The sequence below is a fragment of the Propionivibrio sp. genome (assembly GCF_017995515.1).
Taxonomy (GTDB): Bacteria; Pseudomonadota; Gammaproteobacteria; order Burkholderiales; family Rhodocyclaceae; genus Propionivibrio.
Window position 1 is genome coordinate 20192 of sequence record NZ_JAGOIT010000004.1, and the last position, 26617, is coordinate 46808.

The following is a 26617-nucleotide window of genomic DNA, read 5'->3' on the forward strand; positions in this document are numbered from 1 at the left end:
CGCGCACACGCGCGGCCGGCGACGTCACAAGTTAATTGGAACCGGAAACCTTGGCTTGATCGGCGTAGATCAGCAATGGTTTGGCATCGCTGCTGATCACGTTTTCATCGATGACGACCTTCGCGACATTCTCCATGCCCGGCAGCTCATACATCATATCGAGCAGAACCGACTCAAGAATCGAACGCAGGCCGCGCGCACCGGTCTTGCGATCGAGCGCACGCCTGGCGATGGCGGTCATCGCGGCTGGACGGATTTCCAGTTCGACACCTTCCATCGAGAACAGCTTCTGGTACTGCTTGACCAGCGCATTCTTCGGCTCGATCAGAATCTGTACCAGCGCCTCGGGCGACAGTTCCTCGAGCGTGGCGACCACCGGCAAGCGGCCGATCAACTCGGGAATCAGACCGAATTTGATCAGATCCTCCGGCTCGACGGTGCGCAGGACTTCACCGATCGCCTTCTTGTCATCCTTGCTCTTGACCTCGGCGCCGAATCCCATACCGCCCTTTTCGGAGCGGTTGCGAATGACCTTATCAAGACCATCAAAAGCACCGCCACAGACGAAAAGGATATTGGTCGTATCGACCTGGACGAAATCCTGGTTCGGGTGCTTCCGCCCGCCTTGCGGCGGAACCGAAGCAACGGTCCCTTCGATCAGTTTCAACAGCGCCTGCTGCACGCCCTCACCCGACACATCGCGGGTAATCGACGGGTTATCCGACTTGCGCGAGATCTTGTCGATTTCGTCGATGTAAACGATGCCCTTTTGCGCCTTCTCGGTATCGTAGTCGCACTTCTGCAGCAGCTTCTGGATGATGTTCTCGACGTCCTCGCCGACGTAACCGGCTTCGGTCAGCGTCGTCGCATCAGCCATCACGAATGGCACGTTCAACATGCGTGCCAGCGTCTGTGCAAGCAGCGTCTTGCCCGATCCCGTCGGACCGATGAGCAGAATGTTGCTCTTGGCCAACTCGACGTCATCAGCGGATTTTCCCTGATGCCGCAGACGCTTGTAGTGGTTATAGACCGCGACCGCCAGGATTCGCTTGGCCTGTTCCTGCCCGATCACATACTGATCGAGCAGCGCGGAAATTTCCTTCGGCGTCGGCAGATCGCTCTTCGCGACCTTGCCACCTTCGTCGGCCGATATCTCATCGCGCACGATATCGTTGCAGAGTTCGATGCACTCGTCGCAGATGAACACCGACGGTCCGGCGATGAGCTTCTTGACTTCGTGTTGGCTCTTGCCGCAGAAGGAACAATAGAGCAATTTCTCGCTGCCGCTTTTCTTTTCAGCCATGTCGGCCTACCTCATTCCGTATTGCGTTCGATTGCCGGCCGTGATTCAGACCGCACTGCGATCAGCCAGGACCTTGTCAATCAAACCGTATTCTGCTGCTTCCTGCGCCGAGAGGAAGTTGTCACGATCGGTATCGCGCTCGATGCGCTCGATCGGCTGCCCCGTGTGATGGGACATGATTTCGTTGAGCTTTGCGCGCAAGGACAGAATCTCCTTGGCGTGGATCGCGATGTCCGAGGCTTGGCCCTGGAAACCGCCCATCGGCTGGTGGATCATCACGCGCGAATTGGGCAACGCAAAGCGCTTGCCCTTCGCGCCCGCCGTCAAAAGAAACGCGCCCATGGAACACGCCTGGCCAAGACAAAGCGTCGACACGTCCGGCTTGATGAATTGCATCGTGTCGTAGATCGACAACCCTGCCGAGACCGAACCGCCCGGCGAATTGATGTAGAAGTGAATATCCTTGTCGGGATTTTCGGCTTCAAGAAAGAGAAGCTGGGCGACGACCAGATTGGCCGTCACGTCATTGACCGGTCCGACCAGAAAGACGACGCGCTCCTTGAGCAAACGCGAATAGATGTCGTAAGCGCGCTCGCCCCGGCCGCTTTGCTCGATGACCATCGGCACCATTCCCAGCGCTTGCGGATCCCAGCGGTTTTCTGATTCAAAACGATCCAGACTCATTCCAGCTCCTCTAGTTGCGGGCAAGTATTCTTGCCCGCTCAGGCCTTTAGGCCTTATGTCCCATCAATTCGTCGAAAGCGATCGGCTTTTCGACAACCTTGGACGCCGAAAGCGCCCAGGCAACCACGTTGTCCTCGATGGCAACGCCTTCGACTTCCTGCAGACGTTGCGGCTGGGCGTAGTACCAGCGGATCACTTCTTCCGGGTGCTCGTAGCTCTGAGCAGAGTCCTCAACGATCTTCTTGATCTGATCCGGCTGGGCCTGCAACTTGTTGACCTTGACGATTTCCGACAGGATCAACCCGAGGCTGACGCGGCGCTTGGCCTGGTCAACGAACCATTCGCGCTGCATCGGGAAGTCCTTCATCTTGGCGCCGCCGCGCTGTTCCATGTCCTGACGCGCGGATTGCATCAGACGCTGGATTTCCATTTCGAGGAGCGCGTTCGGCACGTCGATCGGGTTGGTCTTGAGCAGCGCTTCCATCACCTGATCCTTGACCTTTGCCTGCAGGCGCTTGCTCACTTCGCGCTTGAGGTTGGTCTCGATTTCGGCGCGCATCTTCTCGACATCGCCATCCTCGACACCGAGTTCCTTGGCAAAATCAGGGTCGATTTCCGGCAGGATCGGCTCGCGCACTTCCTTGACGGTGATCTCGAACGAAACAGTCTGACCCGCGATTTCCTTCGAAAGGTAGTCGGCCGGGAAGGTCATTTCGAAGGTCTTGCTTTCGCCAGCTTTCAGGCCATAGATGGCATTTTCGAAGTCGGCCAGCATGGAGCCGGCACCGAGCACGAACGGATAGTCCTTGGCTTGTCCGCCGGCGAACGGCTCGCCGTCCTTCTTGCCGAGGAAGTCGATCGTCACGCGATCGTCCTTCGCCGCGCCGCGATCGACCGGCTCGTAACGAACGCGCTGCTTGCGCAGGACCGTCATGGTGCTGTCGATTTCGGCGGCACCCACTTCAAGTGCTGCGCGCTCGATTTCAACGCCGGACAGATCGCCGAGCTTGACTTCCGGATACACCTCGAAGACGGCAGAGAACTCGAGATGCGTCGAGCTATCGGTCGTCTTCGGCTCGATTCTCGGATTGCCGGCAACGCGCAACTCCTGCGACTTGGCGGCTTCGCCGAACGCGCGCTCGAGCGCCTCGTTCAGCGCATCGAAATGCGCCTGCTCGCCATACTGCTGCTTGACGATGTTCGCCGGCACCTTGCCCGGACGAAAACCCGGCATCTTGAAGTTCTTGCCGATGCGCTTCAGGCGCTGGTCGATGTCCTTTTCAAGTTCCTCGATCGCCACCAGCAAGTCCAGGCGACGCTCAAGTGCGTTGGTCAGCTGCGCGGCTTCGGTTTCGGCGTTGGTGGTGGTTGCGTTCGTTTCCATTGAGAGTCCTTGAAGTCTTGTAAATTCGGGCCGAGTGTTCCCCAAGTACCGCTCGGCGCCGCTCAGTTGATCCGTCAATTTGGTGCGAGAGAAGGGACTCGAACCCCCACGCCTTGCGGCGCTGGAACCTAAATCCAGTGCGTCTACCAATTCCGCCACTCTCGCGCAATCCGGCATCTTACCCGAGATCGACCTATACTGTCAGCCGCTCACGTTCATTCGATACGCCGAGCGCCACACAGATCTCGCTCCCATGTCCGTCGACCACTACGAGAACTTTCCTGTCGCTTCGCTGCTGCTGCCCGCCCGCTTGCGTCGTCCGGTGGAAGCAATCTACCGGTTTGCGCGCAGCGCCGACGACATCGCCGACGAGGGAGCGCTTACGAATGCGGAACGGCTGGCCGGACTTGCCGCCTATACGGCCGAGCTCGATCGCATCGAACGCGGCGAGAGCTCGTCGAACACGCTGTTCTGCGACCTCGCGGAAGTCATTCGCACCTGTAAGTTGCCGATAGCCTTGTTCCGCGATCTGCTCGACGCCTTCGCGCAGGACGTCGTCAAAAAACGCTACGACGACTATGCGCAACTGCTCGACTACTGCCGCCGTTCGGCCAACCCGGTGGGACGGCTGATGTTGCATCTCGTCGGACGCACCGCAGACGATGACCTGCGCCGTTCCGACTGCATTTGTTCGGCGCTGCAACTGATCAATTTCTGGCAGGACGTCGTCGTCGACTGGACGAAGAACCGCGTCTATCTGCCACAAACCGATCTTGCGCATTTCGGTGTTGATGAAAAGCAGATCGCCGACGGCCATTGCGACGCCTGCTGGATCGCCCTGCTCGACTTCCAGATCGAACGTACACGCGCGCTCATGCTCGAAGGCGCACCGCTCGTCCGGCGGCTACCCGGACGCATGGGCTGGGAAATCCGGCTGACGGTTCAGGGCGGACTGCGCATCCTTGAACGCATACAGCGCGCCAACGGCGATGTATTCCGGCGCCGCCCGCGCCTCGGACCGGCGGACTGGTTGCTCATGGGCGGCCGCTCGTTGCTGATGTGAGAACTGTGTGAAAATCGCGGCTTCCTGAACGGGCGCACAAGATGACTCCTGAAGAATACTGCCAGCAAAAGGCCGCTTCGAGCGGATCGAGCTTCTACTACAGCTTCATGTTCCTGCCGCCGAACCGGCGACGGGCGATCACCGCGCTCTACGCCTTTTGCCGCGAAGTCGACGACGTCGTCGATGAATGCCAGGATCTGCAGATCGCCAGTACCAAGCTCGCCTGGTGGCGGCAGGAAGTCGCCAAGCTCTACACCGGCAAGCCGGAGCACCCGGTGACGCAGGCGCTGGTGCCGGTCATTGCCGAATTCGCCGTACCGCAGGAGCAGCTCCTGGAGATCATCGACGGCATGGAGATGGATCTGCAGCAGTCGCGTTACCTCGACTTCAAGGCGCTGTCGCTCTATTGCTACCGCGTCGCCAGCGTCGTCGGCCTGCTCGCCGCCGAGATCTTTGGCTATCAGGATCGCAAAACGCTGAAGTACGCGCACGACCTGGGGATGGCCTTCCAGCTGACCAATATCATCCGCGACGTCGGCGAAGACGCGCGGCGCGGACGCGTTTATCTGCCGATGGACGAACTCAAGCGTTTCGAGGTCCCGGTCGCCGATATCCTGAACGCTCGCCACTCGGACAATTTCCGCAAACTGATGGAATTCCAGATCGAGCGCGCCGAGCAGTACTACGCGCAGGCGATGAACATGCTGCCGGCCCTTGACCGCAAGATGCAGCGGCCCGGATTGGTGATGGCCGCGATCTATCGCACGCTGCTCGAAGAAATCAAGAACGATGGTTGCCTCGTACTCAGCCAGCGCACGTCGCTAACGCCGATCCGCAAACTGTGGATCGCCTGGCGCACCTGGATCAAGGGTTGAAGGTCGCGGTCATTGGCGGCGGCTGGGCCGGTCTGACGACCGCGGTCGAACTGGCAGCCAAGGGCATGAACGTCACCGTGTTCGAAGCGGCGCGGCGACTCGGCGGACGCGCGCGAAGCGTCGAAATCAACGGTCTGCACCTCGACAACGGCCAGCACATCCTCATTGGCGCCTATCGCGAAACGCTGCGCCTGATGGAGAAAGTGGGCCGAAATCCGGAAGAACTGCTGCACCGGCTTCCGCTCGAATTGAATCATCCGGCCGGCGGCTTTCTCCTGAAGTTGCCGCGTTTGCCGGCGCCATTCAATCTCGCGCTCGGACTCCTGCGCGCCAAGGGACTCAGCCTTCGCGAAAAGCTCTCGGCGGCGCGCTTCATGCGCTCGCTGCAGTCGGCCGGGTATCGGCTTGACAACGATTGTTCGGTGGCGGCGCTGCTCGATCGGCACCGGCAATCCGGACACTTGCGCCGATTCATGTGGGAACCGCTGTGCATCGCGGCCCTGAACACGGCACCGGCGCATGCCTCGGCCCGGATTTTCGCCAACGTGCTGCGCGACAGCCTGGGCGGTCAGCAGGCCGATACCGACCTTCTGTTGCCGCATAGCGACCTGAGCCGGATTTTTCCGGACGCCGCGGGCCAGTTCATAGAGAAAAGCGGCGGTCGTATCCGCCTTTCTTCCCGCATTGAAACAATCGGTTCAGACCTGACGATTCATGGCGAACAGTTCGATCACCTCGTCCTCGCCGTCGCCCCGCAACACGCAGCGGGTCTTCTCGGGCAGATCGAAAGTACCGCGCCGATTGCCCGCCAACTCGAACAGTACAGCTTCGAGCCGATCGGGACCGTCTACGCCGCGTACTCCGCAAAAGTGTCGCTGCCTTGCCCGATGCTCGGGCTCGATGACGGGAGGAGCGGACGCCTCGGGCAATGGGTATTCAAACGCGCCCCGGAAGGATCGGGCAGTGCAAACGACGCAAACGGCAACCGGACGCTTCTGGCGTTCGTACTGAGCGCCCGCGGCGCGTGGGACGAACAGGACAACGACGCGCTGATGCAAACGTTGCACGGCGAGCTCGAACAAGCGTTGGGGAAACAGTTGCCCCGCCCGACTTGGCACCGCGTCATCCGCGAACGGCGCGCGACGTTCTCATGCCGGCCGAACCTGCCGCGCCCGACCTCTCGAACGCCGATTCGCGGACTCTGGCTGGCCGGTGACTACGTCTGTGCCGATTATCCGGCGACGCTTGAAGGCGCGGTGCGCAGCGGCGTCAGTGCAGCGCGGGCGATTCTGGCATAAGCCGGCAAATCAGCGCGGCACGTAATCGGGCGGCGGCTCGGACGACGGTGGTGGCGGATAGTTTCCGCTGCGCGCGGGAGCGGCCGGCGACTGCGACAGATTTTTCGCGAATTCGGCCGAGACCGGCACCTTGTGTCCGCGCCCGTACATGCACTGGATGTAGGCGTGGTCGTACTGGCGCTGCGTCCCGTAGGTGTATTCCCGGTTGCTGTCAGCCCCGACCGCACTGCCCATCAACAGCCCCGTCCCGGCACCGACCGCTGCACCCTGTTGCCCACCGATGGCCGCACCGGCCGCCGCGCCGACCGCCGTACCGACGACTGCCGACTGCACGCCCGGATCGGTAACGGGCACGGTGATCTGTCGCGACGCATAGAGCCGGCAGTCCTGGTCGTCGGCACGGAACGAGTCGAAGGTCCGGTTGGTACCCGGCAGCGCCAGAATGCTTGGCGCCGTGGGAATCGTCGAGCAGGCGCTCAACGACACGAGTAGCGATGCCGCGAGCGAGCGTCTTGCCAATTTCCTTGTCTGCATGAATCTTCCCTGTCTTCTTTGCCGTATCGTCAGCGCAAATCGCCCGGTTGCGGCTCGATCCGATCCCAACCCGACGGACAACGCTGCACATACGGGTAGTAATTGTTCGATTCCGCGCAGTAGTACCAGTACGCCGGTTGCGGCGCCGGCTGTGGAACGGCCTGCGGCTGTTCGATATAAACGGGCGGCGCTCGCTCGATGATCACCGGCGGATACGGCGTATACGGGTAGTAGGGTGGCCCCCAGAACCACGGATCCCAGCGCGGCGCCACCATAACGCCAACGCCGACGCCGTAGCGCACGCCTCCGTGGCGATGCCGATGGTCGGCCCAGGCATTCGACGCATCCGAAATGGTGCCCGCGACCAGCAACAGTAGCGCGGCGGCCCATTGGATCGATCTACCAAAATTCACTTCATCACTCCTGTACATGCCGGTTTGAACGATTTTGAGCAAAGAACGCGACAAGGGGCGACTCCGTTGACGCGAGCGTTCAAACCGCCGGGGTCGAGTTCCCTTGCGCATCGGTATACATGAACCGCTCGCCTTCGACTGAGAACGTCCCGGTCTGATAGGGCTTGCGCAGGCGCAGCACCTTTTTGCCCAGCGTTACGTCGACCGCGCCCGCCACTTCCATGCCGACCTCGATCCGCGCTCCGGCGATCAGGGCAAGCTGTCGTTCCAGTTCGTCACGCTGCGGCAGCAAGCGGCCCCACGCCTTGACCGCCTGCTCCCACGACGCCTTCGCGCGCTCAAGCAAAGGCGCCTTGTCGCCCTGGCGTGCGAGGTGCTTGACCAGCTTGTCGAGGTTCTGCTCGTCCTCGCGCTGCTTGTCGATCTTGTGCGCCAGCGCCTGATATTCGGCTTCGAGCACCGGATTGACGCCGAGCAAGAGCTTGGTCACGCCGCCGGTCGCCGAGCCGAGAATCGGCGTGCGAATCAGCAGCATCGCGCGCGCGGAACCACCGGCCAGACGGCCGCGCTGCGTCGACTTGAGTCCGACGAGGATCTGGTTGTTGGCCTGCAGTTCGCTCTGCAGCGCCGTATCTTCAATGGCGAGGGTTGTTCCCGCCGTGACCGACGCGTTCTCGACGAAGCGCACGGATACCGAGCCGCCGGCGCGAACGTGCGCCTTGGCAATGACGCCGCCACCGATGCGAATGTCACCGCCGGCGTCGAGCTCGGCGCCGTCAACGACACCGCTGATGATGATGTCGCCGGTGGCGCGCACCTTCATCCCCGGCATGACCTCGCCTTCGACGGTGACCGTCCCGTCAAAGGAGATATTTCCTGACGCCACGTTGACGTTGCGGATGCGCAGCACCTGCTCGACGTTCACCGCGTTGCCGCAATGAACAGGCTGGCCGCTGAAAACGGCACGCAGGAGGTTGGCATCATCCTTCGCCACGCAGGCACCGATCAGCGCCTCTGAGAACCCTTCGTTCTTGCCCGGTGCCGGCTCGAGGACTTCGCCGCGCACGTTGCGGCCGGCGGTTCCGGTCGTCGGCGGAACGCGGCGCATCAGCGCTTCGTCGGCCGATACGGACGGAATCGCGCCAAGATCGCGAAAATCGATCAAGCCCTGCGCATTGACCCTTGGCGAGCGATCACGCGCCTCGGCCACGAGCAGCTCGAATCGCGTGTCATCGCCATTGACCGGCGCCGTACCGGAGGCGATCAGTACGCGCTCGGGATGTTCGAGGGAACAAGCCGCATCCACTGCGGCCGGATCAATGCCGTACGTCACGCCGGCTTCGCCGAGCGCCATGAAAATCGCGTCGGACAGCAAGGGCTTGCCGCCGTGTGCCGGGACGACGCTCAGCCAGACCTGCATCGCATCCTCGGCGATTTCGAGGGAAAAAGTGGCGTCCGAAGACTTCGCCAGTTCAATCTCAAGCTCGGCCGATGCATCGGCATAACGCTCGAGCAGGGTCGCTGTCGCCGTTTCGGACACGGCCCATTTTCCGAAGCCGGCCTCGTGCAGCAGCGCCTTCAGGCCATCCGCGTCGAGCGCGGAACGTTCGGCGACCGGCGTCAGCTTCGCGAGAAGACACTCGCCGTTCTGCACCAGATTCAATCCGGAACTCTCTGCCATTGCGCTCATCGGCTCCCTTTCATGACGTGGGTCACCTACGCTGCACGCTATGCCAAAGGTAATACCTTGGCAAGCGTTATTCGGTATTGCGCTTCAGTCGCCCACGACTTCGGCAATCTCGCCAGCGTGCATGCGCAGGCGCCGTCCACAGCGTGCTGCGATTTCTTCGTCGTGCGTCACCAGAATCAGCGTCGTGCCGCGCTCGGCGTTGATCGCGAACATCAGGTCGATGATCTGATGCCCGGTGGCCGCGTCGAGGTTGCCCGTCGGCTCATCGGCAAAGATCAGGTGCGGCTTGGGCGCGAAGGCACGCGCGATCGCCACGCGCTGCTGCTCGCCGCCGGAGAGGTGTTTCGGGTAGTGACGCAGACGGTGCGCGAGGCCGACGCGCTTCAGCCAGAACTCCGCCTCGGCGCGCGCATTGGCCGTTCCGGCGAGTTCGAGCGGCAACATCACGTTCTCCATCGCGTTCAGCGATGGCAAGAGCTGGAACGACTGGAAGACGAAACCGAGCAGACGGCCGCGCAGCATGGCGCGCGCGTCCTCGTCGAGGTTGGCGAGGTGCTCGCCGGCAAGGCTGACCGAACCGCTCGTCGGCAGGTCAAGCCCGGCCAGCAGGCCAAGCAGCGTCGACTTACCCGAACCGGACGCGCCGACAATCGCGACCGTCTCCCCCGCCGCGACGGAAAAGGAATTCTCGTGCAGAATGGTTAACGGTTCGCCGCCGTTGTCGACACGCTTGGTCAGACGGCTGACCTCGATAACCTTTGATTGATCTGCAACCATGGTGCGTTTTCCTTTTAGTTCGCTCGTTCGATCGCTGATCCAGGTGTTGGTTCTGGCCAGTCTGGCCGCGGCCGCCTCGACGACGTGGGCCGCTCGCAACATCCTCGTCTTCGGCGACTCGCTCTCGGCCGGCTACGGCATCCCGCAGGACGCGGCCTGGCCGAGCCTGCTCGCCAAGCGCCTGAAGCAAGAGCGGCTCGATTATAGCGTCGCCAACGCCAGCATCTCGGGCGAGACCACGAGCGGCGGGCGCACACGCCTTGCGGCCGCGCTGGAGAAGAGCGAACCCGCCGTCGTCGTGATTGCGCTCGGGGCCAACGACGGCCTGCGCGGCCTGCCGGTGAAGACGATGCGCGACAACCTGGCGGCGATGGCTGATGCCGCACAGAAGAAAAATGCGCGCGTGCTGATCGTCGGCCAGCGCCTGCCGCCGAACTACGGCCCTTACGCGACGCAGTTCCATGAGGCGTTCGCGGCCGTCGCCAGGGAAAAGAAGACGGCGCTCGTCGACTTCCTGCTCGACGGCGTCGCCACCCGGCCCGAGCTTTTTCAGGCCGACAACCTGCACCCGACGGCCGAAGCGCAGCCGATGCTGCTCGAAACGGTGTGGCAAGGCCTCGCACCGCTATTGAAATGAATACAAGAACAGCCAACCAATGAGTACCGGAAGACACGGCGTCATCAAGATCGAACGCCTTGAAGAGTTCAGCCAGTTCGACGAAATCATCGACGTACGCACCCCGGCCGAGTTCGCCGAAGACCACATCCCCGGCTCGATCAATTGCCCGGTGCTCGACAACGAACAGCGCATCGAGGTCGGCACGCTGTACAAGCAGGAGTCGCCGTTCGCCGCCAAGAAGATCGGCGCGGCCTACGTCGCCGAGAACATCGCGCACCACTTGCGCCACAGCTTCCGGGACCGGCCGAAGGAATGGACGCCGCTCATCGTCTGCTGGCGCGGCGGACAGCGCAGCGGCTCGATGACGCTGATCTTCCGGCGCGTCGGCTGGGACGCACAGCAGTTGCAGGGCGGCTACAAGGAGTACCGCCAGCTCGTCATCGAGCAGCTGGCCGAACTGCCGCGCCGGCTGACGTTCCGTGTCGTCTGCGGCGCCACCGGCAGCGGCAAGAGTCGCGTCCTGCAGGCCTTGGCACAGGCCGGCGAACCGGTCCTCGACCTGGAGGAGATCGCCTGTCACAAAGGTTCGGTCCTCGGCGTCCTGCCCGGCACCGAGCAGCCGTCACAAAAGATGTTCGAGACGCGCCTGCTCGCGGCCTTGCGCGCGCTCGACCCGACGCGCCCGGTGTTCGTGGAGGCGGAAAGCCGGCGCATCGGCAAGATCCATGTCCCCGACGCCCTGCTCGAAACGATGCGCCAGGGCGAATGCATCAACATCGAGGCGGCGTTTGACGCACGCGTCGACTTCCTGCTGCGCGACTACGACTACTTCCTGCGCGACCCCGAGTGGCTGCGCTCGCGCCTCGATTCCCTGCGCAAGCTGCAAAGCCGGGAAACGATCGAGCGCTGGCTCGGCTACGTCGACAACGGACAGTGGCGCGCGCTCGTTGCCGAACTGCTCGAACTGCATTACGACCCGCTCTACCATCGGTCGCAAAACAGCAACTTCACCGGCCTCGGTTCGCCGACGAGCTTTGCCTGCGACGACCTGACACCGACCGGCGTTGTGCAACTTGCCGAATCAATCCGCCAGACTTTCAAGGAATAGCCACCATGAGCGACAACAATCACGCCTCCCATCTGTCTGTCAGTGAAAACGGTGCCGGTCGTTATCAGCAGAACGTTTTATCCGGCCGACACGTACTGATCGCCGACGAGCCCGTCCACGCGGGCGGCGACGATGCCGGTCTCGCACCTTATGACTTCCTGCTGGCGGCGCTCGGCGCCTGTACGTCGATGACGCTGCGCATGTACGCCGAGCACAAGGAGCTGCCGCTCAAGCGCGTGCACGTCGATCTGCGGCACGAGAAGATTCGCGCGGCGGATCAGCCGCCGGTCGACCGCATCGAACGCATCATCACGCTGGAGGGCGATCTGACGCCCGAACAGCGCCAGCGCATGCTCGAAATCGCCAACAAGTGCCCGGTGTATCGAACGCTGACTTCCAATATACAAATCGAGAGTACGATAACCGCGTAAAAAGCCGGGCCGGACACACGGCCGATCGACGCAAAAAAACTGATTAACCGAGGGGTGAACTCCGATGCTCGAACGCCACTATCTCACCAGTCTTTTTGAGCCAAAAACGGTCGCCGTGATCGGTGCATCGGAACGCGAGAACTCGGTCGGCAGCGTCATTTTCAGGAACATTCTCGATTCAGGCTACAAGGGCCGGCTCTACCCCATCAACCCGAAGCACGAGTCGATCCACGGCATCGCGGCCTACAAGTCGATCGAGGACATCGGCGCGCGCGTCGAACTCGCGGTCATCGCCACCAAGCCCAAAACAGTGCCCGAGATCGTCGAGCAGTGCGGGCGCAGCGGCATCAGGAACATCATCATCATTTCCGCCGGTTTTTCGGAATCCGGCCACACCGGCGCCGCGCTTGAGCGCAAGACGATGGAGATCGCCCGCAGCTACGGCGTGCGCGTGCTGGGCCCCAACTGCCTCGGCATCATCCGCCCGGAAATCGGCCTCAACGCGACCTTTGCCCGCGTCACCGCCAGCGTCGGCAACCTCGCGCTGGTCTCCCAATCCGGCGCCATCTGCTCGGCGGTGCTCGACTGGGCGGCGAGCAACAAGGTCGGCTTTTCGTCGGTCATCTCGCTCGGCAGCACGGCCGACGTCGATTTCGGCGAAATCCTCGACTACCTCGTCTACGACAACCGCTCGCACTACATCCTGCTCTACATCGAAGGCATCCGGAACTCGCGCCGCTTCATGAGCGCGCTGCGCTCGGCCGCGCGCATCAAGCCGATCATCCTGCTCAAGGCCGGCCGCCACGCCGCCGGCTCGGCCGCCGTGCAGGTGCATTCGGGGATGCTCGCCGGCTCGGACATCGTCTTCGATGCGGCGATCCGGCGCTCAGGCGTGGTGCGCGTGAAGACCATCGGCCAGCTCTTCTACGCCTCGAAAGCGCTGGCGTCGAAGTTCCGCCCGCAGGGCAAACGCCTGGCGATCGTCACCAACGGCGGCGGACCGGGCGCAATGGCCGCCGACCGCGCCGGCGACATGGACATCCCGCTCGCCGAGCTGTCGGCCGACACGATGAAGGCGCTGAACAGCAAGCTGTCGACCAACTGGTCGCGCAGCAACCCGGTCGACATCGTCGGCGACGCCACGCCGGACCACTATCGCGACGCAATCCTCAGCGTCGCGCAGGACGACGGCGTCGACGGCGTGCTCGTCATGCTCGCGCCGCAGGCGATGACGCAGCCGACCGAAGTCGCGCAAGCCGTCATCGAGGTCAGCAACGCCACGCCGAAGGCGATCATCGCCTGCTGGATGGGTCAGGAGCACGTCGAGGAAGGCCGGCTGGCGATGGAGAACGCCGGCATCCCGGCCTTCCGCATGCCGGAGACGGCGGTCGAACTCTACTATCACATCTCGACCTACTACCGTAACCAGACGTTGCTGCTGCAAACACCCTACGGCGCGGCGAGCATCTCGCCGCAGGAGACCGAAGGCGCCAAGATGCTGGTCGAGGCCGTGTTGCAGGAGCATCGCAAGGTGCTCTCCGAGATGGAGTCGAAGGCCATCCTGCGCGCCTTCCGCATCCCGGTCGCGCAGACGATGGTCGCGCGCACGCCGACCGAGGCCTTGCTGCTTGCCGAGCAGATCGGCTTCCCGGTCGCCATGAAGGTCGACTCGCCCGACCTCGTGCGCAAGAGCGACGCCGGCGGCGTGCGGCTGAACATCACCAACGCGCCATCGGTACGCAACGCCTACCACGACATCATCGAGGTCGTGCAGAAACGGCACCCGAACGCGCGCATCAACGGCGTCTCGATCGAGCCCTACCTCGCCCGGCCGAACGGCCGCGAGCTGATGATCGGCGTCGAGCGCGACCCGACCTTCGGACCGATCATCACCTTCGGCGCCGGCGGCACCGAGGTCGAGATTTTCAGCGACCGCGCCGTCGCCCTGCCGCCACTGAACCAGTACTTGGCGCAGGATCTCATCCGCTCGACGCGTGCGGCGAAGCTTCTCGGTGAGTTCCGCAACATGCCGCCGATCAACATGGAGGCGCTCGAAGACGTGCTGCTGCATATCTCCGAGATGGTCTGCGAACTGCCGTGGCTGCAGGAACTCGACCTCAACCCGCTGATCGTCGACGAGAATGGCGCCATCGCCGCCGACGCGCGCATCGTCATCGACCACGCGGCAACGAGCGGCGACCGCTACTCGCACATGGCGATCCACCCCTACCCGTCGCACCTCGTACAGGAATGGGAGCAGCCGAACGGGCTGGTCATCACCATCCGCCCGATCCGCCCCGAGGACGCCGAGATGGAACAGGACTTCGTCAAGAACCTCTCGGACGAGAGCAAGTACTACCGCTTCATGGACACCCTGCGCGAACTCACGCAGTCGATGCTCGTGCGCTTCACGCAGATCGACTACGACCGCGAGATGGCGCTCGTCGCCACGTTGCCGGAAAAGGACGGCAAGACGGTGCAGATCGCCGTCGCGCGCTACGTCACCAACCCGGACGGCGAAACGGTGGAGTTCGCCCTCGCCGTCGCCGACGCCTGGCAGAAGCACGGCATCGGCCGCAAGCTGATGAGCGCGCTGATCGAATCGGCACGCATCAAGGGCTATCGCGCGATCGTTGGCGACGTCCTGTCGCAGAACACCAAGATGTTCCGGCTCGTCGGATCGCTCGGCTTCACCATCCACCCGCACCCGGATGATCCGGCGGTGAAGCGGGTGGTTTGCTCGTTGCATTCGTAGTTGATCGAGGAACGTCCGGAATGAGCGATTTCATCGCCTACTGCCAGCAGGAAGATTGAAGCGCGGCTCTACGTGGACTGGACCTGAAAATCTCACCGCAAAGGCGCGAAGTCGCAAAGATCGCAAAGGAAACAACAGGTGGGTCGTACTTGATCATTCACCCCATGGGTGACTACGGAAGATACGCGCCGTTCGCGTAGCGCTTTGATTTTCTTTGCGAACCTTCGCGCCCTTTGCGCCTTTGCGGTGAAGAACTGAGTTTTTCAGGATTATTGACATTTACAATGACCCGACCCGCCCTGTGGTGTGCTTCGACGAAAGTCCGAAGCAACTGATTGGGGAAGTGGGCGAACCGCTGCCGGCTGAACCCGGCAAGCCGGCGCGTCAGGACACCGAGTATCAACGCAACGGCGTGCGCGATCTGATGATGATCTGCGAACCCAAGCGGGGCTGGCGCGATGTCTTGATCATGGAACGGCGCACCAAGGTCGAATTCGCGCACTGCATGCGGCACATCGTCGCCGCCTATCCCGACGCCGAGGTCATTCGCGTCGTACTCGACAACCTGAATACGCACAGGCTTGCTCTCTCGGGGAGGTGTCAAACCCCCTCGATGTATCTGCCACGGAGTATACGCACGTACCCCTCGCTCTTTTTTTTGCAACAACATCGACAACCCACAGCGACAACTTCGACAACTTTCCTGTTGCACGTGCCAGGAGAAAATTGGTTTTCACCGGCACCCGCCTCCCCGGGTCATAATCCGAACTCGCCTCACACAACAACAGAAAAATGCTCGACGACATCAAGAAAACCCTCTGGGCCGCGGCCGACAAGCTGCGCGCCAACATGGACGCCGCCGAATACAAGCACCTTGTCCTCGGCCTGATCTTCCTCAAGTACATCTCCGACACCTTCGCCGCCCGGCAGGCCGAACTCGCCGGCCGCTTCGCCGACCCGGCCGACGAGTACTACCTCGACGATCCCGACCTGCTGGCCGACGAACTCGAAGACCGTGACTACTACACCGCCGTCAACGTCTTCTGGGTGCCCGAAGCCGCGCGCTGGGAAACACTGCGCGCCGCCGCCAAGCAGCCGGACATCGGCAAGCGCATCGACGACGCGCTCGCCGCCATCGAAGCCGAGAACGCCAGGCTGAAAGGCATCCTCGACAAACGCTACGCCCGCGCCCAGCTGCCCGACGGCAAGCTCGGCGAACTCGTCGATCTGATCTCGACCATCGGCTTCGGCGATAACGCCAGTCAGGCCCGCGACGTGCTCGGGCAGGTCTATGAATACTTCCTCGGCCAGTTCGCCAGCGCCGAAGGCAAAAAGGGCGGGCAGTTCTACACGCCGGCCTCCATCGTCAAGACGCTGGTTGCTGTCCTCGCGCCGCACCACGGCAAGGTCTATGACCCCTGCTGCGGCTCAGGCGGCATGTTCGTGCAATCGGAGAAATTCATCGAAGCGCACGGCGGCAAGCTCGGCGACGTATCGATCTACGGGCAGGAATCGAACCCGACGACGTGGCGCCTCGCGGCGATGAACCTCGCCCTGCGCGGCATCGACTTCAACCTCGGACGGGAACCGGCCGACACCTTCACGCGCAACCAGCACCCCGACCTGCGCGCCGACTTCATCCTCGCCAATCCGCCGTTCAACATCAGCGACTGGTGGCACGGCAGCCTTGAAGGCGACCCGCGCTGGGAGTATGGAACGCCGCCCGCCGGCAACGCCAACTACGCGTGGTTGCAGCACATGCTCTACCACCTCAAGCCGACCGGCCGTGCCGGCATCGTCCTGGCCAACGGCTCGATGAGTTCCAGCCAGAACAGCGAAGGCGACATCCGGCGGGCGATGGTCGAGGCTGACGTCGTCGAAGTCATGATCGCGCTCCCCGGCCAGCTCTTCTTCAACACCCAGATTCCCGCCTGCCTGTGGTTCCTCGCCAAGCAGAAACAGACGCGGCAAGGCGAAGTCCTGTTCATCGATGCGCGCAAACTCGGCAGCATGATCAGCCGCGTGCAGTCCGAACTGACCGACGAGGTGATCGAGCGCATCGCCGGTACGGTGGCCGCGTGGCGCGCTGTTTCTCCCCCTCTCCCACCGGGAGAGGGGCCAGGGGTGAGGGAGGAAACGCCACAAAAACCCCGGCTTCCTGAAGACCTCAAAGTCTTCGCCCGAGAACTCCGCCATAAACAAACCGACGCCGAAACCCTTCTCTGGTTCCTGCTGCGGGACCGCCGGCTGGCGGGTGCCAAGTTCCGCCGCCAGCACCCCGTGGAACCCTACGTCCTCGACTTCTATTGCTACGAACACAAACTGGCGGTTGAACTCGACGGCGGGCAACACAATGATGCAAAGGGGCGCGCGCACGATGAACGCCGCTCTGCCTTCCTGAAAGGCAAGGGGATTCGGGTACTCCGTTTCTGGAATGACGAAGCGCTCAAGCAAACCGAAAGCGTGCTGGAAGCCGTCTACAGCGCCCTTGTCGAAGCATCGCCCTCACCCCAACCCTCTCCCGGAGGGAGAGGGAGCCGAGAGCCCGCCGCCCTCCTGGAAACAGGTAGCCATGGTGGAAATGATCAAGGAAACCAGGAACCCTTCTCCCGCCGGGAGAAGGGCTGGGATGAGGGAAGCAGCGCCTACCGTGACATCCCCGGCTACTGCCGCAGCGTCAGCCTCGCCGAAATCGCCGAACACGGGCATGTGCTGACGCCCGGCCGCTACGTCGGCGCTGAAGAAGTCGAGGACGACGACGTAGCCTTCGCCGAGAAGATGCAGAAGCTCACCGAAAAGCTCGGAGAACAGATGGCGAAGGGTGCGGAACTCGACGAGTTGATCCGACAGAAACTGGGAGGGCTGGGGTATGAGTTCTGATTCAATCCAGAGTCAGGCCGAATATCGCACCTGGCTGGTAACGCTAAAGTCGCGTTTTCAGCAGGTGCAACTCAAGGCGGCGGTGAGCGTCAACACTGCCTTGCTCCAGTTTTACTGGGAACTGGGCGCGGATATCGTTTCCCGGCAGGCAGAAGCGGATTGGGGGAGCGGTTTTCTCAAGCAGCTCAGCGCTGATCTGATGCACGATTTCCCGGAAATCGCCGGTTTTTCGCTCCGCAATCTCAAATACATTCGCCAGTGGTACGCGTTCTACGCCGAGTCTCCGGCAATTGGGCAACAGCCTGTTGCCCAAAATGCGCAGCAGCCCGTACTCCCGTTCTTCGGCATCCCCTGGGGCCACCACCTCGCCATCATTACCCGGTGCAAGCAGCACGACGAGGCGCTCTACTACGTGCAGGCCACACAAGCCCACAACTGGAGCCGCAGCGTGCTCGTGCACCAGATCGAAAGCGGCCTGTGGCAGCGCGAGGGGCGCGCTGTCACCAACTTTGGCGACACCTTGCCCGTGCCGCATTCCGATCTCGCCGCGCAAACGCTCAAAGACCCGTATCTCTTCGATTTTCTCTCGCTCACAAAAGAACACAGCGAGCGCGAGTTGGAGTTGGGGCTGACCGAGCACATCAGCCAGTTCCTGCTGGAACTCGGTGCGGGCTTTGCCTATGTCGGTCGGCAAGTTCCCCTGCAAGTAGGGGAGCGCGAGTTTTTCCTCGACCTGCTGTTCTACCACACCCGTCTGCACTGCTACGTGGTGATCGAACTCAAGACCGGCGACTTCGAGCCGGAATACGCCGGCAAGCTCAACTTTTACCTCAAGGCCGTGGACGAACACCTGCGCCACGAAGGCGACCAACCGAGCATTGGCCTCCTGCTCTGCAAGAGCAAGGACCGGCTGGTCGCCGAATACGCCGTGAGCGACATCCACAAACCGATGGGTATCGCCAGCTACGAACTCACTCACGCCCTGCCCGAAGCCCTGCGCGACAAACTGCCGAGCGTTGAGCGGCTCGAACGCGAACTGGGTCTGGACGGGCAGGAGGAAGACGAGAGGGCTGGGGTATGAGTTCTGAGTGGCCGATACTTCCACTTGAAGATTGCCTAGATGCCCTGATTGACTACCGGGGCAAGACTCCCGAGAAAACGGAATTTGGCGTCCCATTGGTGACTGCGAAAGTAATCAAGGGCGGGAGGATCGAAACCCCGACTGAGTTTATCGCCCCTGAGGAATATGATTCGTGGATGCGGAGGGGGATTCCGCTTTCAGGCGACGTGGTAATGACGACAGAAGCTCCATTGGGCGAGGTCGCGCAACTTGGTGGAGAGAAGGTCGCACTTGCTCAACGGGTCATCACCTTGCGCGGGAAAGCCGGCTTTCTCGATAACGCCTACCTGTTGTATGTGTTCCAAACGGAGGAAATGCAAGAACAACTCAAGTCCCGTGCGACTGGAACTACGGTACTGGGGATAAAGCAGAGCGAACTTCGGAAGTTGGGGATTAGGATTCCTCCCTTTGCGTTGCAGCGGTCAGCCACAGGTGTTCTCAAGGCCCTCGACGACCGCATTACCCTCCTGCGTGAAACCAACGCCACGCTCGAAGCCATCGCGCAGGCGCTGTTCAAGTCGTGGTTCGTCGATTTCGACCCTGTCCACGCCAAGCAAGCCGGCCGCGCGCCGGAAGGCATGGACGAGGCGACGGCGGCGCTGTTTCCGGATGAGTTCGAGGAATCGGAATTGGGGGCGGTGCCGAGGGGGTGGTTCGTAAGCAAGCTTGAGAGTCTGACGGAGCTGGCCTACGGAAAAGCTCTGAAGGCAGCCGACCGGGTGGAGGGGCCTGTTCCTGTTTACGGCTCTGGTGGCATCACTGGCTACCACGACAGCTCATTGGCTATTGGTCCCTCGGTTATTGTCGGCCGCAAAGGAACCGTAGGTAGCCTGTACTGGGAAGATCGTCCGTTCTTCCCAATTGATACGGTGTTCTACGTCAAGGCACATAAGCCACTGACCTACTGCTATTACTTGCTGCAAACGCTCGGCCTTGAAAACATGAACACAGATGGAGCGGTGCCCGGGCTCAACCGGAGCAATGTGTACCGGTTGCAGATCGTTACCCCTCCAGATTGCATACTTGGAGCATTCGATAGCATGGTTTCGTTGTTGCGAGAACGGATTTTTTCTGCCTCTCAGCAAGCCCAAACCCTCGCCACCCTCCGCGACACGCTGCTCCCCCGCCTGATTTCCGGCCAACTGCGCTTGCCCGAGGCCGAAGCCATGGTCGCCACTGCCGGAGAATGAAATAATGAACGCCCACATGCCTCATGGCTACGCAGTACCCACGGAGTCTTGCCATGCAGATTGAATCCATCGAGATCAAGAATTACCGCCTGTTTCGTGATACGAAGCTCACTCACATCCCGCGTCTGTGTGTATTGGTCGGCGCCAACGGCACAGGAAAATCGACGCTGTTTGATGTGTTCTCGTTCCTGAAAGATGCGCTAAGCATGAATGTAGGCAAGGCGGTCTCCAAACGGGGCGGGTACAAGGAGTTGGCAAGCCGCGGCTTTGCGCACGAGCCGATCGAGCTGTGTTTGCAGTTCCGCCTGGAGATTACCGGCAAGGAGCGCCTGGTCAGTTACCTGCTGAAAATTGCGCCGGGAGCGGATGGTCGCCCGGTGGTGGAGCGTGAGATTTTGCGCTACAAGCGGGGGGCGTATGGCGCTCCGTTTCACTTTCTGGATTTCTCGAATGGTAGCGGCTATGCAATCACCAACGAGGAAGATTTTTCCAAGCAGGATGAGGAGCTGAACAAGGAGTACAACGAACTTGATGCGCCGGATATTCTGGCGATCAAGGGCTTGGGGCAGTTCGAAAAATTCAAGGCGGCCAGTGCTTTCCGCCTGATGATCGAAAACTGGCATGTCTCGGATTTTCATGTTTCCGAGGCGCGCCCAAGTCAGGAAGACGGCTATGCCGAGCATCTGTCAACGCGCGGCGACAATCTGCCGCTGGTGGCCAATTATCTCTTTGAACATTACCCGGACCGGTTCAAACGGGTACTGACCTCGATGCAGCGTCGTGTACCGGGCGTCTCGCTGGTGGAAGCAAAACCAACCGAAGATGGCCGACTGGTACTGCGCTTTCAGGATGGCAGCTTCAAAGATCCGTTCATTGCGAGGCATGTATCCGATGGCACGATCAAGATGTTTGCCTATCTAGTGCTGTTGAACGACCCCAAGCCCTATCCGCTGCTGGCTGTCGAAGAGCCGGAAAATCAGCTTTACCCGGAGTTGCTGCCGGAGTTGGCCGAAGAATTCCGTGATTATGCCTTGCGTGGTGGGCAGGTCTTTATCTCATCCCACTCGCCGGATTTTCTCAATGCCCTGGCACTTTCGGAGATTTATTGCCTGCGCAAGGCGGCAGGATTTACCCAGATCACCAAGGTCAGCGATTCAGAAACACTGGTGGCGTTGAATGAGGCGGGCGATTTGCCCGGCTATCTCTGGAAGCAGGGTTTGTTCGAGGGACTGAACTGATGCAGGGTCGGATGATTTTTTTGCTGGAAGAACCATCGATGAAGACCTTGTTGGAGGGGCTGCTTCCCAGACTTTTTCCCGGCATGGTGGCCGGTGAACATTTCTTGTGCATCAAGCATGAGGGCAAGAGTGATCTGGACGCCAGCATTCCGCGCAAACTGCAGGCTTGGCGCATTCCGAATGATCGGTTTGTGATCCTGCGCGATAACGATAACGCCGCGTGTGTCGATCTGAAGGCCCGTTTTGTCCGTTTGTGTCAGCAGAGCGGACGGCCGGACACATTGATCCGGCTGGTTTGCCAAGAACTGGAGAGCTGGTACATCGGCGATCTATCGGCACTGGCCGAAGCTTATGGCGATAGCAAATTGAGCTCCCCTGCGTTACAAAAGCGCTTTGTCGATCCGGATGCATGGCAAAAACCATCTGCGGAGCTGGCGCGCTTGATCCCGGGCTTCCAAAAAGGCAGTGCGGCCAGAGCCATGGCCGAATCATTGGTGGCCGACCGAAACACGTCGACGAGCTTCCGGTTTTTTGTGAATGGGGTTCGGTGTTTGGCTGGGGAGATGGGGTACCCGGCATAGGCCCGATCCTTGGATGACATTGATGCAACAGCAAAGCGGGTTGATCATCGGTGCTTTCATCGCCCCGCCCGATCCGGGGCGCTGTTGTTAAAAAACCGCTTTTTTCTATACACGTTGCCACGATATGTATAAAAAATCCCGTTTTCTATAAACATGGCGACTATCATGTAAAGCAGACTTTAATTTGCCTTGCATGACCCGGACCGAAAGGCACCTCGCGATGTTTCCGTTGCTTCCCCTCGACACACTCGACGCCACCCGTTTCGACAGCGCTGCAATCCTCAAGCGCCTGACCACCAGCAGCCGCAAGCTGGCGGAACTCAAAGGCATCGCCGCGTCCATCCCGAATCAGGGCATCCTGATCAATACGCTGGGCCTGCAGGAAGCCAAGGACAGTTCCGAGATCGAGAACATCGTCACCACGCACGACGACCTGTTCCGGGAAGACGTGCTGCCCGAAGCGTCGCAGAACCTCGCCGCCAAGGAAGTGCAGCGCTACCGGCAGGCGCTGATGCTCGGTTACGCCCAAGTGCGGGAAACCGGGCTGATCACCGCCAACCACATCATCGCCATTCAGGCCGAACTCGAACAGAACAACGCCGGCTTCCGCAAGCTGCCGGGCACGGCGCTGAAGAACGGCGCAGGGCAAACGGTCTATACGCCACCGCAGAACCCGGCAGAGATCGTCGCACTGATGGGCGATCTGGAGCGTTTCCTCAACGACGCAGAACACTTCCCCGCCGATCCGCTGATCAAAATGGCCCTCATCCATCACCAGTTCGAGAGCATCCATCCCTTCTACGACGGCAACGGTCGCACCGGGCGCATCCTCAACGTGCTGTACCTCGTCAAGGAAGGCCTGCTCGACGTGCCGGTGCTCTACCTCTCCAGCCATATCGTGCGCACCAAGACTGACTATTACCGGTTGCTGCAAGCCGTACGCGATACCGATGCGTGGGAAGACTGGGTGCTGTACCTGCTGGAGGCTGTAGAAGAAACCGCTGGCCAGACGATCACCACCATCCACGCCATCAAGAGCGCGCTGTTCGACTACAAGCACCGCATCCGCGCCGGCTTCAAGTTCTACAGTCAGGACCTGATCAACAACCTGTTCATGCACCCGTACACCAAGATCGAGTTCGTGCAGCGCGATCTCAAGGTCTCGCGCCTGACCGCCACCAAGTATCTCGACACCTTGGCCGAAGAAGGCTTCGTGCAGAAACACAAGGTCGGGCGCCACAACTACTACGTGAATATCGCGCTGAACCGCATCCTGTCGGGAGCGCAATCGTGACCGTGATGACCGAAGACCAACTCGAACAGGAAACCCTCGGCTGGCTGGCCGATGTCGGCTACACCCACCTCTACGGCCCGGACATCGCCCCGGACGGCCCCAATCCGGAACGTGCCGACTACCGGCAGGTGATCCTGCGCGCCCGCCTGCAAGACGCCATCCACCGCCTGAACCCGAACATCCCGACCGCCGCCAAGGACGACGCGCTCAAGCAGGTTCTCGACCTCGGCATCCCGGCGCTGCTGTCGGCCAACCGTCAGTTCCACAAGCTGCTCGTTTCCGGCGTGCCGGTGCAGTACCAGAAGGACGGGGACGAGTCTGGGTACATTCGCGGCGATTTCGTGCGCCTGATCGATTGGAAGAACCCGGCGAGGAACCGCTGGCTGGCGGTCAATCAGTTCTCGATCAAGGGGCCGCACCACACGCGCCGCCCGGACATCATCCTCTTCGTCAACGGCCTGCCGCTGGTGCTGATGGAGTTGAAGAACCCGGCCGACGAGAACGCTGACATCTGGAAAGCCTACGATCAGATCCAGACCTACAAGGCGCAGATTCCCGACGTCTTCCACTACAACGAGCTGCTGGTGATCTCCGACGGCAGCGACGCCCGCCTCGGCTCGCTCTCAGCGAACAGCGAACGCTTCATGCAGTGGCGCACCATCGACGGCGTCACGCTCGACCCGCTCGGTGAGTTCAACGAACTGGAGACGCTGATTCGCGGGGTGCTGGCGCCGGCCACGCTGCTCGACTATTTGCGCTTCTTCGTCCTGTTTGAAGACGACGGCACGCTGATCAAGAAGGTCGCCGGCTATCACCAGTTCCATGCCGTGCGCTCGGCCATCGACCGCGTCGTCGCCGCCTCGCGCCCTGGCAGCGATGCCGCAACCAAGGGCAAGGGCGGCGGCGTCTGGCACACGCAGGGCAGCGGCAAGAGCATCACCATGACCTGCTTCGCCGCGCGGGTGATGCAGGAAACGGCGATGGAGAACCCGACCATCGTCGTCATCACCGACCGCAACGACCTCGACGGGCAGCTGTTCGGCGTTTTCTCGCTGGCGCAGGATTTGTTGCGCGAACAGCCGGTACAGGCCGAGACGCGGCAGGACTTACGGACAAAACTCGCCAATCGGCCGTCGGGCGGCATCATCTTCGCCACGATCCAGAAGTTCATGCCCGACCCGGGTGAAGACTTCTTCCCACGCCTCTCCGACCGACACAACATCGTGGTCATCGCCGACGAGGCGCACCGGACGCAATACGGGTTTGAGGCGAAGCTGCGCACCTTTACGCCCAAAACACCAACAACCAGCGCCAACGATCCACTGGCATTGCTGGCCGCGGAGCCGACCGCCAGCTATCAGGTCGCGTATCAGGTGGGGTACGCCCAGCACCTGCGCGATGCGCTGCCGAACGCCACCTTCGTCGCCTTTACCGGCACGCCGGTATCGAGCGAAGACCGCGATACGCGCGCCGTGTTCGGCGACTACATCCACATCTACGACATGCAGCAGGCGAAAGAAGACGGCGCGACGGTGGCCATCTACTTCGAGTCCCGCCTCGCCAAGCTGGCGTTGAAAGAGGACGAACTGCCGCACCTCGATGAGGAAGTGGAAGAACTCGCCGAGGACGAGGAGGAAAGCCAGCAAGCCAGGCTGAAAAGCCGGTGGGCGGCGCTGGAGAAGGTCGTCGGCGCGGAGCCGCGCATCGCCCGCGTGGCGGCGGACATCGTCGCCCACTTCGAGGAACGCAATAAAGCGCAGGACGGCAAAGCCATGGTCGTCGCCATGAGCCGCGAAATCTGCGTGCATCTGTACAACGAGATCGTGAAACTGCGCCCCGACTGGCACGACGCCGACCCGGAAAACCGGGGCGACGAACTGGGCCTGTCCGAGGACGAAGTCCGCTTCTACGATGCGCTGGCGAACAACGAATCGGCGGTGCGCGAACTGACCGACGAGACGCTGAAGAAGATCGCCCACGAGCTGACCGACAACCTGCGCAAGAACCTGACGGTGGATTGGTCGAAACGGGAGAACGTGCGCGCCACGCTGCGGCTCATGGTCAAGCGCATTCTGAGGAAGTACAAGTACCCGCCGGATCAACAGGAAGAAGCGATTGAACTGGTGTTGCGGCAGGCGGAAGCGTTGGGGGAGGCGTGGGCGTAGTGCGATCCAAAGCCGAAAAAGAGAAAGCAATCACGATGTCCAGTTCAGAACCGTCGCACGTTCGAACTATTTCGCTGGTACTCGCGCTCGCCGTCGTCCTCGGGGGATGGTTATCCGTTCTTCCAGACTCCGGTAACTGAACATCGCATGCGGGGTCGTGTCCGCCGTCCTCATCTTCTTCAATCTCCTTCCGACAAGGCTGACATTATCTCTTCAGCATCAGGTGGTCGGGGGTTTTGAACATCCTGTTAAACCGCACAAGATCAGCTACTACCTGGAGAAGCGCGATCCCCACTTCGACCGGAAGATGCATGAGGTGCTCATGGTCTACAGCGATGTCTCCCCCGTCGTCTTCCGATGGAAGCAATTCGACCTCGGTACCGCGTAAATTGTGAGTTTTTCATGAAACGAACCAGTAGTTGCGCAGCAGCTTCCATTACGGTCATTCCTTCTGGAATTCTCTCCCGAAGCAATTCGCCTGGATGCGCGGGGTTGCGCATTCTGCTCATGCCTGTCCTGAGGTGGCAATATCGGAGAAGTTACTGATCTTCACAACCCCGTCAGGGAATTTGGCGATGACTTCCAGTTCTCCGCCCATGGCTTCTATGTGGCTGCGCAGGGTCGAGAGATACATGTCCGTACGCTTCTCGATTTTTGCGATTGACGGCTGTTGAACATGCAAGACTTCAGCGAGCATCTTCTGCGAAAGCCCGCGTGCCTGCCGTAGCTCATGGAGTGGCATTTCTGCCAAATGCTTGTCAAAAAGTATGTCTGAGCGTGCGCGCGACGCTGGAGACATCTTTGCCTCAAGATCTGAAAATTTCTTAGCCATCGATCAGCCCTTCCTTCCTAAGTTCTTCCAAATGCTCGTCGTACAAGTCGTCTGCGACAGGAACATTTTCGATATACCAACGATCATTGCCTGTCTTGTCGCCACCTATCAACAGAATGGCGCAGCGTCTTGGGTCGAATGCATAAAGAACGCGGTATGGCTTGCCTCCTTGCTGTATTCGCAGTTCTCGCATGTGGCTGTGCCTTGAACCGGTGATTCCGCTGCTGTGCGGAAAACGGAGGTTTGGGCCGAACTCGCTGAGCAGCTTCACGCTTGCACGAACAGACTCTTGCTCGAAATCAACGAGATTACTCCACCAGTCACCAAACTCGTCGGTGTATTCAATTTCCCAAGACATGATTGACTATATCTCCCGAGGAATA

The 26617-nt window shown here is 61.1% G+C and carries 25 protein-coding genes and 1 tRNA gene; 16 read left to right on the forward strand and 10 right to left on the reverse strand.

Annotated elements, in window-relative coordinates; genetic code table 11:
- Positions 1-31: 31 nt before the first annotated feature.
- From clpX to KBA32_RS01280, 4 genes are all read right to left on the reverse strand, one after another.
- Positions 32-1303: an ATP-dependent Clp protease ATP-binding subunit ClpX gene (gene clpX / locus KBA32_RS01265; RefSeq protein WP_294354080.1), complete on the reverse strand. Its 1272-nt coding sequence runs from the start codon at positions 1301-1303 to the stop codon at positions 32-34.
- A 45-nt stretch (positions 1304-1348) separates the two neighbouring features.
- Complete coding sequence (gene clpP, locus KBA32_RS01270; RefSeq protein ID WP_294354083.1) at positions 1349-1987, reverse strand: ATP-dependent Clp endopeptidase proteolytic subunit ClpP; 639 nt, start codon at positions 1985-1987, stop codon at positions 1349-1351.
- A gap of 46 nt (positions 1988-2033) precedes the next feature.
- Positions 2034-3371 carry a trigger factor gene (tig, locus tag KBA32_RS01275; RefSeq protein WP_294354086.1) on the reverse strand — a complete coding sequence of 446 codons (1338 nt, stop codon included), beginning with the start codon at positions 3369-3371 and terminating at the stop codon, positions 2034-2036.
- An 80-nt stretch (positions 3372-3451) separates the two neighbouring features.
- Positions 3452-3536 (reverse strand) — tRNA-Leu (locus KBA32_RS01280).
- A gap of 88 nt (positions 3537-3624) precedes the next feature.
- Between KBA32_RS01280 and hpnC the strand changes: the two genes are divergently transcribed.
- From hpnC to hpnE, 3 genes are read left to right on the forward strand one after another with little or no spacing between them, the layout of a single operon-like run.
- The gene (hpnC, locus tag KBA32_RS01285) at positions 3625-4434 is read left to right on the forward strand and encodes a squalene synthase HpnC (RefSeq protein WP_294354089.1); all 810 of its coding nucleotides are present in this window, start codon (positions 3625-3627) and stop codon (positions 4432-4434) included.
- A gap of 41 nt (positions 4435-4475) precedes the next feature.
- Entirely contained in the window at positions 4476-5309 is an 834-nt protein-coding gene (gene hpnD, locus KBA32_RS01290; RefSeq protein ID WP_294354092.1) for a presqualene diphosphate synthase HpnD, read from the forward strand.
- Complete coding sequence (hpnE, locus tag KBA32_RS01295) at positions 5306-6607, forward strand: hydroxysqualene dehydroxylase HpnE (RefSeq protein ID WP_294354095.1); 1302 nt, start codon at positions 5306-5308, stop codon at positions 6605-6607. Before hpnD ends, hpnE begins: the two co-directional genes overlap by 4 nt.
- 9 nt (positions 6608-6616) lie before the next feature.
- Here the strand turns inward: hpnE and KBA32_RS01300 are convergent, their stop codons facing one another.
- The 4 genes from KBA32_RS01300 to KBA32_RS01315 all read right to left on the reverse strand — a co-directional run bounded on the left by KBA32_RS01300 (position 6617) and on the right by KBA32_RS01315 (position 10021).
- Positions 6617-7141 (reverse strand): YMGG-like glycine zipper-containing protein, encoded by a 525-nt coding sequence (locus KBA32_RS01300; protein ID WP_294354098.1) that lies wholly within the window; start codon positions 7139-7141, stop codon positions 6617-6619.
- Between the two features lie 29 nt (positions 7142-7170).
- On the reverse strand, positions 7171-7554 hold the full coding sequence (locus tag KBA32_RS01305; RefSeq protein WP_294354103.1) for a hypothetical protein: 384 nt from the start codon (positions 7552-7554) through the stop codon (positions 7171-7173).
- A gap of 79 nt (positions 7555-7633) precedes the next feature.
- Positions 7634-9244: a DUF342 domain-containing protein gene (locus tag KBA32_RS01310; RefSeq protein WP_294354106.1), complete on the reverse strand. Its 1611-nt coding sequence runs from the start codon at positions 9242-9244 to the stop codon at positions 7634-7636.
- Between the two features lie 84 nt (positions 9245-9328).
- Positions 9329-10021: an ABC transporter ATP-binding protein gene (locus KBA32_RS01315; RefSeq protein WP_294354109.1), complete on the reverse strand. Its 693-nt coding sequence runs from the start codon at positions 10019-10021 to the stop codon at positions 9329-9331.
- Here KBA32_RS01315 and KBA32_RS01320 point away from each other — a divergent pair.
- From KBA32_RS01320 to KBA32_RS01380, 13 genes are all read left to right on the forward strand, one after another.
- Complete coding sequence (locus tag KBA32_RS01320) at positions 10020-10658, forward strand: arylesterase (RefSeq protein ID WP_294354112.1); 639 nt, start codon at positions 10020-10022, stop codon at positions 10656-10658. The two genes, KBA32_RS01315 and KBA32_RS01320, sit on opposite strands and share 2 nt — an antisense overlap.
- Positions 10659-10677: 19 nt before the next feature.
- Positions 10678-11748 (forward strand): tRNA 2-selenouridine(34) synthase MnmH, encoded by a 1071-nt coding sequence (gene mnmH / locus KBA32_RS01325; protein ID WP_294354115.1) that lies wholly within the window; start codon positions 10678-10680, stop codon positions 11746-11748.
- 5 nt (positions 11749-11753) lie between these two features.
- Complete coding sequence (locus KBA32_RS01330) at positions 11754-12179, forward strand: OsmC family protein (protein WP_294354117.1); 426 nt, start codon at positions 11754-11756, stop codon at positions 12177-12179.
- Positions 12180-12243: 64 nt separating this feature from the next.
- A complete protein-coding gene (locus KBA32_RS01335) occupies positions 12244-14934 on the forward strand; it encodes a GNAT family N-acetyltransferase (RefSeq protein ID WP_294354119.1) in 2691 nt (896 codons plus the stop codon).
- A 343-nt stretch (positions 14935-15277) separates the two neighbouring features.
- Positions 15278-15823 (forward strand): transposase, encoded by a 546-nt coding sequence (locus tag KBA32_RS17055; protein ID WP_367113729.1) that lies wholly within the window; start codon positions 15278-15280, stop codon positions 15821-15823.
- A complete protein-coding gene (locus tag KBA32_RS01345) occupies positions 15727-17814 on the forward strand; it encodes an N-6 DNA methylase (protein ID WP_294354124.1) in 2088 nt (695 codons plus the stop codon). The genes KBA32_RS17055 and KBA32_RS01345 overlap by 97 nt, the downstream gene beginning before the upstream one ends.
- The gene (locus KBA32_RS01350) at positions 17804-18895 is read left to right on the forward strand and encodes a PDDEXK nuclease domain-containing protein (protein ID WP_294354127.1); all 1092 of its coding nucleotides are present in this window, start codon (positions 17804-17806) and stop codon (positions 18893-18895) included. The genes KBA32_RS01345 and KBA32_RS01350 overlap by 11 nt, the downstream gene beginning before the upstream one ends.
- Positions 18892-20124 carry a restriction endonuclease subunit S gene (locus tag KBA32_RS01355; protein WP_294354130.1) on the forward strand — a complete coding sequence of 411 codons (1233 nt, stop codon included), beginning with the start codon at positions 18892-18894 and terminating at the stop codon, positions 20122-20124. The genes KBA32_RS01350 and KBA32_RS01355 overlap by 4 nt, the downstream gene beginning before the upstream one ends.
- A 53-nt stretch (positions 20125-20177) precedes the next feature.
- Positions 20178-21362 (forward strand): AAA family ATPase, encoded by a 1185-nt coding sequence (locus KBA32_RS01360; protein ID WP_294354133.1) that lies wholly within the window; start codon positions 20178-20180, stop codon positions 21360-21362.
- Between the two features lie 11 nt (positions 21363-21373).
- Positions 21374-21943 (forward strand): DUF4276 family protein, encoded by a 570-nt coding sequence (locus tag KBA32_RS01365; protein WP_294354136.1) that lies wholly within the window; start codon positions 21374-21376, stop codon positions 21941-21943.
- Between the two features lie 220 nt (positions 21944-22163).
- Entirely contained in the window at positions 22164-23237 is a 1074-nt protein-coding gene (locus tag KBA32_RS01370; protein ID WP_294354139.1) for a Fic family protein, read from the forward strand.
- A 5-nt stretch (positions 23238-23242) separates the two neighbouring features.
- Positions 23243-25402, forward strand: a complete 2160-nt coding sequence (locus tag KBA32_RS01375; RefSeq protein ID WP_294354214.1) for an HsdR family type I site-specific deoxyribonuclease — start codon at positions 23243-23245, stop codon at positions 25400-25402.
- 157 nt (positions 25403-25559) lie between these two features.
- Positions 25560-25790 carry a hypothetical protein gene (locus KBA32_RS01380; protein ID WP_294354217.1) on the forward strand — a complete coding sequence of 77 codons (231 nt, stop codon included), beginning with the start codon at positions 25560-25562 and terminating at the stop codon, positions 25788-25790.
- Positions 25791-25907: 117 nt separating this feature from the next.
- Here KBA32_RS01380 and KBA32_RS01385 read toward each other — a convergent pair whose 3' ends face one another.
- On the reverse strand, positions 25908-26234 hold the full coding sequence (locus KBA32_RS01385; RefSeq protein WP_294354141.1) for an XRE family transcriptional regulator: 327 nt from the start codon (positions 26232-26234) through the stop codon (positions 25908-25910).
- The gene (locus KBA32_RS01390) at positions 26227-26592 is read right to left on the reverse strand and encodes a type II toxin-antitoxin system RelE/ParE family toxin (RefSeq protein ID WP_294354144.1); all 366 of its coding nucleotides are present in this window, start codon (positions 26590-26592) and stop codon (positions 26227-26229) included. Before KBA32_RS01390 ends, KBA32_RS01385 begins: the two co-directional genes overlap by 8 nt.
- Positions 26593-26617 lie beyond the last annotated feature (25 nt).